The organism is Duganella sp. HH101 (assembly GCF_001758795.1).
Lineage (GTDB): Bacteria > Pseudomonadota > Gammaproteobacteria > Burkholderiales > Burkholderiaceae_D > Rugamonas > Rugamonas rivuli.
Genome location: NZ_LRON01000009.1, coordinates 180,623 through 193,076 on the forward strand (window position 1 = coordinate 180,623; position 12,454 = coordinate 193,076).

9 protein-coding genes are annotated in these 12,454 nt (G+C 64.6%); 4 read left to right on the plus strand and 5 right to left on the minus strand.

Features of this window, described 5'->3' with window-relative positions:
- The 4 genes from DUGA2_RS16535 (at position 1) to DUGA2_RS16550 (ending at position 5,340) form a co-directional block, all read left to right on the plus strand.
- Positions 1-1,734: a DUF3443 family protein gene (locus DUGA2_RS16535; protein WP_083296349.1), complete on the plus strand. Its 1,734-nt coding sequence runs from the start codon at positions 1-3 to the stop codon at positions 1,732-1,734.
- 87 nt (positions 1,735-1,821) lie between these two features.
- The gene (locus DUGA2_RS16540; RefSeq protein WP_070270399.1) at positions 1,822-3,918 is read left to right on the plus strand and encodes a bifunctional 2',3'-cyclic-nucleotide 2'-phosphodiesterase/3'-nucleotidase; all 2,097 of its coding nucleotides are present in this window, start codon (positions 1,822-1,824) and stop codon (positions 3,916-3,918) included.
- A 61-nt stretch (positions 3,919-3,979) separates the two neighbouring features.
- Complete coding sequence (locus tag DUGA2_RS16545) at positions 3,980-4,723, plus strand: tetratricopeptide repeat protein (RefSeq protein WP_070270401.1); 744 nt, start codon at positions 3,980-3,982, stop codon at positions 4,721-4,723.
- Positions 4,724-4,833: 110 nt separating this feature from the next.
- On the plus strand, positions 4,834-5,340 hold the full coding sequence (locus DUGA2_RS16550) for a hemerythrin domain-containing protein (protein ID WP_070270402.1): 507 nt from the start codon (positions 4,834-4,836) through the stop codon (positions 5,338-5,340).
- On the opposite strand, the gene DUGA2_RS16555 is transcribed toward DUGA2_RS16550, so the two are convergent.
- The 5 genes from DUGA2_RS16555 to DUGA2_RS16575 all read right to left on the minus strand — a co-directional run bounded on the left by DUGA2_RS16555 (position 5,337) and on the right by DUGA2_RS16575 (position 12,409).
- A complete protein-coding gene (locus DUGA2_RS16555; protein ID WP_070270407.1) occupies positions 5,337-7,010 on the minus strand; it encodes a phospholipase D-like domain-containing protein in 1,674 nt (557 codons plus the stop codon). The two genes, DUGA2_RS16550 and DUGA2_RS16555, sit on opposite strands and share 4 nt — an antisense overlap.
- 176 nt (positions 7,011-7,186) lie before the next feature.
- Positions 7,187-9,112 carry a hypothetical protein gene (locus tag DUGA2_RS16560; protein WP_070270409.1) on the minus strand — a complete coding sequence of 642 codons (1,926 nt, stop codon included), beginning with the start codon at positions 9,110-9,112 and terminating at the stop codon, positions 7,187-7,189.
- A gap of 62 nt (positions 9,113-9,174) precedes the next feature.
- Positions 9,175-10,332, minus strand: a complete 1,158-nt coding sequence (gene coaD / locus DUGA2_RS16565; RefSeq protein WP_070270410.1) for a pantetheine-phosphate adenylyltransferase — start codon at positions 10,330-10,332, stop codon at positions 9,175-9,177.
- A 32-nt stretch (positions 10,333-10,364) separates the two neighbouring features.
- Positions 10,365-11,741 carry an ATP-binding protein gene (locus tag DUGA2_RS16570; protein WP_229214703.1) on the minus strand — a complete coding sequence of 459 codons (1,377 nt, stop codon included), beginning with the start codon at positions 11,739-11,741 and terminating at the stop codon, positions 10,365-10,367.
- An 8-nt stretch (positions 11,742-11,749) separates the two neighbouring features.
- Positions 11,750-12,409, minus strand: coding sequence for a response regulator transcription factor (locus tag DUGA2_RS16575; RefSeq protein WP_070270413.1), 660 nt, complete (start codon positions 12,407-12,409; stop codon positions 11,750-11,752).
- Positions 12,410-12,454 lie beyond the last annotated feature (45 nt).

The window sequence follows — 12,454 nt, forward strand, 5'->3', positions numbered from 1 at the left end:
ATGCCAACTTATTTCGCCTCCGGCCGGCTGCGGCATCGCGCCGGCGCGGCGTTGATGGCCTTGTTGCTCAGCGCCTGCGGCGGCGGCGGCGGCGACAGCAGCACCGCCGCCAGCACCGCCACCACGCAGGCGGCCGCCGCCGTCACGCCGGTGGTCAGCATCAGCGCCACGCCGACCGCCACCACCGTCGGCCAGGTCGTCACGCTGAGCTGGAACGTCAGCAATCCCGGCACCAACGGCTGCACCGCGTCCGGTGCGTGGAGCGGTGCGCTGGACAACAGCGGCACGCAGACCGTCACGGCCGGCGCCGCCGGCACCGCCTACTACACCGTCACTTGCAGCGGCGTCAGCAAGACCACCAGCGTGGTCGTCAGCTCGCCGCCGCCCTCGCCCACGGTCAACCTCACGCTGGCGCCGGCCAGCATCACCACCGCGCAGAGTTCGGTGCTGAGCTGGTCCTCGGCCAACGCCGCCAGCTGCACCGCCAGCGGCGCGTGGAGCGGCGCCAAGGCCACCTCGGGCTCGGTCAACATCGTGCCCAACGCGGCCGGCAACTTCGTCTACAACCTGTCCTGCAGCGGCGACGGCGGCAACGTCAACGCCAGCGCGGCGCTGAGCGTGACCGCGCCGCTGAGCAACAGCAGCGCCATCGTCGTCGACAGCGGACCGACCGGCGTCAACGGCGCGATCAACATCCCCTACGTCAGCGTGACGGTGTGCCGGCCCGGCACCAGCACCTGCCAGACCATCGACCACGTGCTGCTCGACACCGGCTCCTACGGCCTGCGCCTGCTGGCCCCGCTCGACGCGGCGCTGAAGCTGCCGGCCGTGCCCACGCCATCCGGCGCCGACGCCGGCGAGTGCGGCAAGTTCATCAGCGGCTACACCTGGGGCGCGGTGCGCCAGGCCGATGTGCGCATGGCCGATGAACTGGCCGCAGGCATCTCCATCCAGGTCATCGGCGACAGCGGCGCCAACTACGCGGCGACGCCGTCCAGTTGCAGCAGCGCCGGCAACAACCTCGGCACGCTGGCGGCCATGGGCGCCAAGGGTATACTCGGCGTCGGCCTGTTCAAGCAGGATTGCGGCGACAGCTGCGCCAGGTCGGCGGTCGGCGGCGCCTACTACGCCTGCACCGCCAACGGCTGCACGGCCAGCAGCATGCCGCTGGCGTCGCAGGTCAGCAACCCGGTGGCCTCGTTCGCGGTCAACAACAATGGCGTGCTGGTGGTGCTGCCCGCGGTCGGCACGGCCGGCCTGAGCTCGGTGAGCGGCACGCTGATCTTCGGCGTCAACACGCAGGCCAACAACGCCATCGCCGGCGAAACGCTGTTCAAGACCAACGGCAGCGGCGACTTCAGCACCACCTACAAGGGCAAGACCTACGCCTCCAGCTTCATCGACAGCGGCTCCAACGGCTACTTCTTCAGCGACAGCACGATACGCACCTGCTCGGGCGGCGATTTCTACTGCCCCGCCGCCACGCTGTCGCTCAGCGCCGTCAACGCCGCCGCCGACGGCAGCGCCAGCGGCGCCGTCAACTTCAGCATCGCCAACCTGGTGCAGCTGGCGTCCACCATCGCGGCGGCACAGGTCGGCGGCACGGTGGGCGCGGCCGCCGGCGCCGGCAGCTACTTCGACTGGGGCCTGCCCTTCTTCTATGGCCGCCGCGTGTTCGTCGTAATGGAGGGCGCCACCGTCAACGGCAAGCCGGGACCGCTCTGGGCTTACTAGTACGTAATTGTTTGCGTTTTGTCACGGCCATGTCATCTGCGTTGGGTACAGTCGCCACCTTGAATTTTCTTAATCTTTGAGGTCTCGATGAAACTAAATCTGGTGATGTTGGCTGCGATGACGGCAGCCGGTCTGGTCGGTTGCGGCGGCGACTACACGCCTCCTCCGGCGATCCCGGAAGGCACGACAGTCACCCTGGCGTTGATGGAAACCACCGACATCCACGCCAACGTGATGAGCTACAACTACTATTCGTTGGCCGAAGACACCAGCCTGGGCCTGGAGCGCACCTCGACCCTGGTCAGCGCCGCCCGCACCGAGAACCCGAACAACGTGCTGCTGGACGACGGCGACGTCATCCAGGGCACCCTGCTGGGCGACCTGCAAGCCGCGACCAAGCCGATCGCCTGCACCGACACCCTGGCCGTGCACAAAGTCATGAACGCCATGAAGTACGATGGCGGCGGCTTCGGCAACCACGAGTTCAACTACGGCTTGCCGCTGCTGAGCCAGATCACCAATACCGACTTCGGCATACCCGGCGTCGCCAAGCCGACCGGCACCTGCGGCGCGCCGTCCTTCCCGCTGGTGCTGACCAACGTCACCGGCGTGGCCAGCAACAAGCCCATCGTCCAGCCCTACACGCTGCTGCCGCGCACCTTCTCGGCCACCAAGCCGGACGGCAGCAAGCTCGACGTCAAGATGAACATCGGCATCATGAGCTTCGTGCCGCCGCAGATCCTGGACTGGGACCAGAAAAACCTGGCCGGCAAAGTCGCCGTCACCGGCGTGCAGGAAGCGGCCAAGCAGTACGTGCCCGAGATGCGCAGCAAGGGCGCCGACCTGGTGGTGGCGCTGTCGCACGGCGGCCTGGACCCAAGCGCCTACAGCCCGAAAATGGAAAACGGCAGCTATCACCTGACCAGCACCGGCATCGACGCGCTGCTGATCGGCCACTCGCACCTGATCTTCCCGAAAGGTAAAGAGACCGGCGCGGCGGCGCTGGATCCATCGTTCGCCGCCTTCCCGGCCAGCGCCAAGATCGACGCCGTCAACGGCTTCGTCAACGGCGTGCCGACCGTGATGGCGCAGAGCTGGGGCCGTCGCCTGGGCATCATCAAGATGACCCTGGTCTTCACCGGCGGCAAGTGGGTGGTGCAGCAGGATAAGACCAGCGTGGAATCGCGCGGTTTCAAGTACACCGACGGCGCCACCATCGTCAAGGCCGACCCGGCCATCGCGCCCATCGTCGCCACCGAGCACGCGGCCACCATCGCCTACGCCAAGCAGCCGCTGGGCGTGACCACCGACTTCGAAATGTCGGCCTACTTCGCGCTGGTCGGCGACGTCAGCGCGATCCAGCTGGTCAACCAGGCGCAGCTGGACTACGTGAAGAAATTCATCGCCGCCAGCACCGACGCCACCATCGCCAGCTACAAGAACATTCCGGTGATCTCGTGCAGCGCGCCGTTCAAGGCGGGCCGCAACGGTGCATCGGACTTCACCGACGTCGCGCCGGGCGCCAGCGCCGCAGCGCCGGTCGGCCTGCAAGTGCGCAATCCGGGCGACCTCTACCTGTACAGCAACAACAACCTGCAGGCGGTGAAGATCAAGGGTTCCGACCTGAAGGCCTGGCTGGAAACGGCGGCCAAGCAGTTCGGCCAGATCGATCCGGCCAAGACCACCGAGCAGGATCTGGTGCCGTCGTACGGCACGATCTACAACTACGACGTGTTCTATGCCGAGAACAATGCGCTGACCTACCAGATCGACGTGACCAAGCCGGCAGGCAGCCGCATCGTCAACCTGACTTACCTGGGCAAGGCCGTGGCCGACGGCGACGACTTCATCGTCGCCACCAACGACTACCGCGCGGGCGGCGGCGGCGCCGTGCCTGGCATCGACGGCAGCAAGACCATCATCAAGTCGCCGGACGCCAACCAGACCGTGGTCAGCAACTACCTGACGGCGCAAGGCGCGGCCAGCGGCAAGGTCACGCTGGCGGCCAACGGCAGCGCGCGCAGCTGGAGCTTCGTCAAGGTGGCGACGGCCGGTCCGGTGATCCTGCGTTCGGCGCCTGGGCATCTGGCCTTGGCGAAGAGCAGCGGCATCACCGCCGTCACGGCCGAAGGCGCGCTCGATGCCAGCGGCTTCGCCAAGTACTCGGTGGATCTGAGCAAGTAAGCACGTCGGCGTGGTGTGCGGAGCCGGCCCTGCCGGCTCCGCTTATCGTGAGGTCCATATCATGCAAGTTAAAAATTATCCCGGTGTCGCGCTGATCGCGGTGCTGGCCAGCGTGCTCCTGTTCGGCTGCCAGCTGCAGCAGGAGAAGCCGACCTCGGCGCAGATCGAAACCGTGGGCATGAAAGCCATGCAGCAGGCCGACGCCAGCGCCGAGCGCAAGCTGATGTCGTGGTCGGCGCAGCAGATGCCGGTGGCGCAGCGCGAGCTGGCGTTGCTGTATCAAACCCGTCCCGACCAGCGGGCCGACGCGCTCAAGCTGTTCGAGCAGGCCGCGCGCGGCGGCGACGTCGACGCCGCCTTCCAGCTGGGCGAGATGTTACGGGTGGGCGTGGTCGGCGTGAAGGCGGCGCCGGCAGCGGCGGCGCCGTGGTACGCGATGGCGGCCGGGCAGCGCCATGCCAAGGCTGCGCTGGTGCTGGGCATGCTGTACAAAAACGGCGACGGCGTCGCGCGCGACGATGCGCAGGCCGCGCACTGGCTGAACGCCGCCAGCGAGCTGGGCAATCCGCACGCGATGTTCCTGCTTTCGAACATCTACCAGGAAGGCCGGGGCGTGGCGCAAGACACGGCGCGCGCCCGCCACCTGCTGGAAGAAGCCGCCGAACACGAATATCCGCCGGCGATCCAGGAGCTGGCGATGACGGTGCAACTGGGCGACGCGCTGAGTCCCAAGGACGAACGCCGTGCCGGCTACCTGCTCAAGGAAGCCGCCGAACACCGCCACAACAACTGGAATCGCTTTTAACCTCCGGGGTCAGGTCCCCGGATGGTTGAGCAACGCACAGACCGCCGGCGGTCGCGCTCCTAAACTGGCTAAGCACTCTCCCCCTATCATTCGCCACGCAAGGAGCCGATATGAGAACCACCGCCCGCCCGCACGACAAAATCCCCAAGCCTATCCCGACCGAAACCGATCCCCAGGATGCGATCACGCTGCTGACGGAAGACCATGAACACGTCAAGTCGCTGTTCGAACAATACGAAGAACTGGGCGACCGCGCGCACGTCAGCAAGCAGAAACTGGCCTTGCAGATCTGCACCGAACTGACCAAGCACGCCACCGCCGAAGAGGAAATCTTCTACCCCGCCGTGCGCGCCGCCACCAAGGATGACGACATGCTCGACGAAGCCGTCGTCGAGCATGCATCAGCCAAAGACCTGATTGCACAGATCATTTCGATGGAACCCACCGAGGATCTGTACGACGCCAAGGTCAAGGTCCTATCCGAACTGATCGACCATCACGTCAAGGAAGAAGAGACGGAGATGTTCCCCAAGGCCCGCAAGGCCAAGCTGGACCTCGATGCGCTCGGCGCCCAGATCGCCGCCCGCAAGGAACAGGTCGAACTGCCTCCGCACTAGGCCTGGCTCATCCAGAACGCCAGCTCCTTGGCGCGGTTGCCGCTCTTCCAGCCGGTCAGCGGCTGGAAGATGGTTTTCGGGTCGCCGCCATTCGACAGGAAGGCTCGCCACGCGAAGTGGTCGTACACGCCTTCGATATGCACCGCATACGCCTGCGCCAGCGCCTTGTCGCCGCGGATGATGACCAGGTTCTCATCGTTCTTGCTCGACGCCGCCGGCGAGAAGTTGTGCGAGCCCGTCACCACCATGCAGTCATCGGAGAACGGATCGATGACCAGCGTCTTCGAATGGATGATCGCGTTCAAGCCCGCGCTCAGATACATGCTGCGCTGGAATTCCTCCAGTGCCCAGGCCGGCAAGTTGGCCGGCGGCACGCCGTCCGGTTTCAACACTTCGTTATGGAAGCGCTTCAAGTCGGCGCCGTTGGCGATCACCTGCGCGTTGTGCTCGGTGACGACGCCCTTCTCGCTCTGCGTCACCGCCGACACCACGCCGCGTATATAAGGCGCGTCCGTCTCGGTCACGCGCGCCAGCAGCGCCTGCAACAGCGGCGACTGCCCCGGCATGAACATCAGGAACAGCACACCCTGCCTGGCGTTGGCGATCGCCTCCAGCACCGGCGCAAATTCCGCCTGGGCCTTGGTGGCGGCGAACAAGGTCGTCACCTTGCCATCGTCCGTGGGACGGCCGTTGGCGACGCGCAGCGCGTCCGGCATGTCGTCTCCCACCTCGGCCAGCTTGCGCCATTGCTGGTAGAAACGGTTGGCGGTGACGGGACGCTCGACCACCAGCACATTGTTCAACTGCGTGCACAGGCCGGTGGTGGTCCAGTTGGTGCTGCCGGTCAGCACGCGCTGCGCCTGGCCGCCGGTGGCCTCCACCTCGACCACGAACTTGTTGTGCACGCTGGGACTGGACGCGCCCTTGTGCGACAGGTCGCGATGCTTGACGATGACGCCGCCCGCCTCCAGCTGATGCGCGGTATCGTCGAAGGTGGAGCTGCCATTGCCCAGCAGCAGATGGCAGCGCTCGCCGAATGCCTTGAGGCCGGCGATCAGCTCGGGATCGTTCAACTCGTACAGCGCGGCGTAGATATGGTTGCCGCGACGGTCGGCGTTGGCCATGAAGTCCAGCAACGCATGACGGGCCTGGCCCGCCAGGTAGCGGCGCACCGGATAGCCGGGCTCGGCCAGCTGCGCCTTCAAGGCCTTCAGCGATTTGACGCTGACTTCACCGCCGGTCAGCCGCGTCACCACCTGCGACATGATGGTGCCGCGATTGAAGTAGACCGCCACGCCTTCCGACGGCGTGTCCGCCGCCTGCGCCGCCACCCAGTCAGAAGCCTCGGCCTCGCGCAGCAGGAAGCCGCCGGCGCCGTTCGCGCCTGCCGTCATCGGCGTGACCCGGTAGGCCGCCTTGCCGGCCTGCTCGACGTCGTGGTCCATCCACATGCAGCGGCGTATCGGCGAATCGGTGGAGGCGATGCCGCCGGCCGGCACGGCCGTCCCCGCCGAGCTGGCGGGAATGCGGTTGTTGAGTACTTTGATGTTTCCGGTCAGCAAATCCTTGCGTTCCAGGCGGAAGCCGACGATATCATCGCTCCAGGGGTCTGGCGTCCACGCCAGCAGGGCATCATCGGAATTGGCGATCACTTGAAGATGAGCAGGCATAACTCCTCCGGTGAGAAAGTTTGCGTAAAGTCAATGCACTATAGTTCGTAATCTGCATCGAATCTACACACTTTATCACCGGCGAAGGGGCGCTCCTATGAGCGGCGCAGCTGATTTATTTTCACGCTATCGCAAGGAATCCCTTGCGATAGCGAAGCAGCTGCGCCGCAGGCCAATCAGCCTGGTATGGCAACAAAAACCGGTGGCGTTTTTTGTGCGACGGCTACACCGTGATTGCCGTTGAGTAGACCGGTATTGGCATTGACGCTGGAGTCCTTCAGGTCGCCGTCCAATGTCCAGCGCCCTACCGGCCGGTCGACTTTGCGATAGACGCCGTAGTCAAATACCTCTTGTGCCGTCAGCACCCGGTCATACAAGATCAAGTCCGACATTTGCCACGTTGCGGTCGCACCGGGACTCTGCACATCCCACTGTCTTTGCCGGCCAACCATGATCGGGGTCTTGGCAATATTATTTAAGAACGGCGGCGACATATTCTTGCTCTGCTGCGCCAGCAGAAAATCATTGGCATAGAACGAAATGGCGCCGTCATGCTTGACGGTATAAGTACAACGTATCCAGCCGCTATCGAGACCTGGCGGCGGGCTGCCGCGTCCTGAATCATTGCTGCCGAGACCGTTATCGTTGGTGGCAGTGATGCCGCTCCACAGTTGAAGATGGTGGGACTTCATTGCTTCCAGCACCTTCCAGCCCCGGCCACCCGAGGTGTTGGCGATAATTTCCCGGGTCACATCAGCGAAATCTATCTGCCGGATCGTAAACGACACCGAGAAATCAGCGCTGGCATAAGCATCGGCGCCCGGTATATTAAAGTAGCAATCGGATATCCTGGAGGCACTGAACTGCAGCACCTGCCGATAGAACAGCGCGCGCGAACGGGTGATGACCGGGTCGGCCCGATTGTACTCCCAGGAATTATTGGCGGCCGTGAGCGCGTTGTATGCCTGGATGCGGCCGTTGTCGGTCCCCGACCCAGTCAGTACATTCCATCCTTCTTTTTCCATCGGCATGCCGCCGTTCCATACCCAAAAGGCTGCCAGTTGCACCCCTGTTTTCCCCATATTGGCCAGCAAGGCCTTCAGGTTGGTCTGGTCGCTATCGTTGTACGCTTTCTCTTGAACCGTCGATACGCCAAAGCTGCCCACGAAATAAGGCTTTTTCAAAGCGGCCGCCACTGCCTGCATGCATTTGAGATAGCCCAGCGAGCTCGTCACAAACCCGGCGGGGGTATTGGCATCCGCGGCCATGGCGCTGCTGACGTATTCGTTGTTGATGAACAGATTTTCGCAGATGCAATCGATCGGATCGGGATTCATTTTCGGTATCACCACCGAGGTGTACCAATCCAATGATTCGGTTTTAGGATAGCGGTGGACGATGCCCGCATTGCCCGAAGAGATCATGCGTCCCAGCGGATCGTTGGCCCGTATGATGGTGGCAGTTTCTTTCAATATCGCCGAGGCGGTATCGTAATTCAGCACGGGGACATCCCCTACCGCGACATTCAGGATTTCCTGGTTGGCCATCCATGCAGCGACACCGGCATGCCGGCCAAACCTGGCGACAAAGGCAGCGGCAAACACGCGCATGTAATTCCGCGTCTTGGAGTTAACATCGGTCAGCGCGGTAAAGCTCTCCCCCACCATTTCGCAAATGGCGTTCACGCGCCAGAACGGGCAGGCGATCACCCCGATTTTATTCGCGACCGCGCAATCGAGCAGGGCTTTGACCGCGTCCCAATAAGAATCCTTGAATCCCGGATCGCTGACGGAGTTATTGCTAGTGTTGAATTTGGGCTCGCCCACCACAGCGCCCCAGTTGAAATAGGCGCCCTCCTTGACCGCGCCCGAAAACGGCGCCATCATCACCTGCACATATTTGTATCCCTGCGCATGCAGGAAAGGCAGGTCGTCGGTGTAGTCCGGATTATTGGGGCCGGTTCCCACTTTCGTGGTTTTGTTCCACTGGCGCCGCTCAAGATAGCTATAGGAATTCAAGGCGATGGTGGCAACCGGCCCAACGTTCATACCGGTCTCGTCAAACTCCTGCATTACCCCATCGATCACGCGTATATACGGCATACCAACTCCCTGGTTGAAATATTGCCGTAATTATAATGCCGCCTTGCCTGGCGAGCCAGGCTTTATTCCACACCCTCCGAGGCCAGCCGCTCCATCTCGCGCTGCATATTGTCGATGGCGCGCTCGTTGTACTGGTCGGCGAAGTAGGCGTTGCCGAACAGCTGGCCGGCATCGGCCTTGCGGCACAGATGGGCCAGCGCGCCGCCGCGCTGCCGGCGGTACTCGGCGTCCGGCAGATGGATGTATTCCTGCCGGATCGCGCGCGCATAGTTCTGGTAGACCTCGTCGTCCTGCCCGAGGATGGCGAGGTCGACGCTGAGCAGCGTGTCCTTCAGCCGGTGGCTGATCGAGGCTTCCTGGAAGTGGTCGGTGGCGCGTATCAGCTCGGCCGCGTCGCCCATCTCCTGCCCCAGGTGGCTGCCCAGCCACAGCTGGGCGCTGGCTTCCTCGTTGGTCAGCGCGCCCGGGTCGCCGCCGTGGCCGTACTCGGCGTCATGGAACCAGAAGGCTTGCTTGACGATGTCGACGTCCGCCGGATCGGGGCCGGTGTTGGCCGCCCACACGCGGATCTCGCACAGGCCGTGCACCAGGTGGTCGAGGTTGTGATAGTGGCGCGCCGGGCCGCCGTAGGCCGTGGCGCCGGTCAGCTGCGCGAACCACTGGTCGGCATGGGCGATGGCGGTGGCGTCGCGGTGGGCGTAGTCCCACAGCGTTTCCCATTCCTTGCGCAGCCAGCTCAGCACCCAGGCGTGGTAGGCCGGGCCGGGCACGAATTTCTTCATGATCCAGTTCCAGCCTATCGGCCCTTCCAGCGCCTTGACGAAGCTGGAGCTGACCGAGCCAAGGTCGCGCGGCGGCATGACGAAGATGGTCTTGGCGCCCTGCAGCACGTCGACGTTGGTTTGCTGGATCAGGTTTTCATAGTCGAAGTCGGCGGTGGTGCGGATGCCGCGTATCAGGCAGTGCACGCCCTGCTTCTTGGCCGCGCGCGCCGTGTAGTCGCCCTTGACGATGACCACCTGCACATTGTCCCAGCCCTGTTCGGCGCAGCTGAGGGCGATGATGTTCTTGCGCTCCTCGGCCGAGAACTTGGGCTTCTTGGCCGGGTTTTCGGACAGGAACACCACCACCTCGTCCGCCAGCGAACGGGCTTCGTTCATCACCCACATATGCCCGTTGGTGATCGGGTCCAGGGTGCCCGAAAAGCCGATTTTCCTCATACGCCACTCCAACGCCATGTCAAAGTTGCATTTTAGACTGGAGTGGCCCTTGCAGTCTCAGGAAAATCGACCTTGACCTTCAAGCCGCCCAGCCGCTCGGACTGGTCCAGGGTCAGCACGGCGCCGTGGCGTTCGGCGATGGATTTGATGATCGCCAGCCCCAGCCCGCTGCCGCCGGCCGAGCTGCCCGGCACGCGGTAGAAGCGGCTGAACACGCGCTCGCGCTCTTCCGGCGGGATGCCGGGGCCGGAATCCTCGATGCTGAGGATGACGCGTCCCGGCGCGGCCTTGCTCGCGCCGGCGGTGCGGCGCAGGTCGATATCGACGGTGCCGCCGGCCGGCGTGTACTTGATGGCGTTGTCGACCAGGTTGCGCAGCAGGATGATCAGCGCATCGGGCTGGCCGTCCACGGCGGCCTCGTCGGCATGATGCAGGCCCAGGTCGATCTGGCGGGCCTGCGCCAGGCCGGCCATGTCGCCCAGCGTGCGCTTGACCAGGTCGCTGATCGGCACCGGCTCCAGCTTGACGTCGTTGACCGAGCCTTCCTGCCGCGCCAGCACCAGCAACTGTTCGACCAGCCGCGTGGCGCGCTCGATGCCGGCCGTGACGCGGCCGATGGCGACGCTGCGCGCGGCCTCGTCCTGCGCCCGCTCCAGGCTCAGCACCTGCAGCTTGAGCGCCGCCAGCGGCGAGCGCAGCTCGTGGGCGGCGTCGGCGACGAAGTGCTGCTGGGCGTCGAACGCCGTGCGCACGCGGCCGAACAGCAGGTTCAGCTCGTGCACCAGCGGCAGCACTTCATCGGGCAAATCGTTTTCCGACACCGGCGACAAGTCGTCCGCCTGGCGCGCCGCCACCTGCCGCTTGACACGCGACACCGGCGCCAGCGAGCCGCTGACCACCCACCACACCACCAGCATCAGCACCGGCGCCATGACGGCGATCGGGCCGACCGTGCGCAGCGCCAAGGTGCCCGCCATGCGCTGGCGCACCGCCATGTCCTGCGCCACCTGCACGGTCTGGTTGCTGGTCTGCACCGAGAAGATGCGGTAGGTGGTGTTGTTGGCCTTGACGTTGGAGAAACCCAGCACGGCCCGCTGCGGCAGCGCCGCGCGCGACAGCGAACGGAACACTTGCGCGCCGTCCGGCGTCCACACCTGCACCACCAGGTCGTCGTTTTCGGGATCGGCCGCCGTGTCGGCGGCCTTGTTGGTCAGCGTGGCGCTGGAGCGCAGCGACATCGCCATCTGTTGCATGTGATAGTCGAAGATCTGGTCGGCGTCGCTGAGCGCGCTGCGGTAGGCGATCATCGCCTGCGCGATGGCCGCCATCGTGATGGCGGCCAGCAGGAACCACAGCAAACGTCCGCGCAGCGAGTGCGTCACCACGGGCACCCGTGGCAGCGACGGCATCTTCACCTTCATAGTTTCGGCACCATGTATCCCAGGCCGCGCACGTTTTGGATCAGCTCCGCGCCCAGCTTCTTGCGCAGGCCGTGGATGTAGACTTCGACCGCGTTGCTGTTGACCTCATCCTTCCAGCTGTAAAGCTTCTCTTCCAGCTGATGCCGCGACAGCACGATGCCCGGCCGCGCGATCAGCGCTTCCAGCACCGCCCATTCGCGCGCCGACAGGTTGACCTGCTTGCCGTCGGCGATCACTTCGCGCGTTTGCGGATTGACGCTGACGCCGCCGTGCTCGAAGATCGGCTCGGCGCGGCCGGCCGAACGGCGCAGCAGGGCGCGGATGCGCGCCAGCAGTTCGTCGAGGTCGTAGGGTTTCAAAACGTAATCGTCGGCGCCGGCGTCGAGGCCGGCGATGCGCTGCTCCTTGGCGTCGCGCGCGGTGGCCACCAGCACCGGGGTCAGCTCCTTGCGCGCGCGCATCGAGCGCAGCACGTCGAGGCCGTCCTTGCGCGGCAGGCCCAGGTCCAGCAGCACCAGGTCGTAGGTCTGGGTTTGCAGCGCGGTGTCGGCCATGTCGCCGTCCTTGACCCAGTCGACCGCGTAGTGCTCGGCCCTCAGCAGGTCGAGCACCACCTCGCCGATCATCGTGTCGTCTTCTACCAGCAGAAGTCGCATATTGTTTCCTTTCTGTTTTTGTGTTGCGTTCTGCCGGCTTGCCGG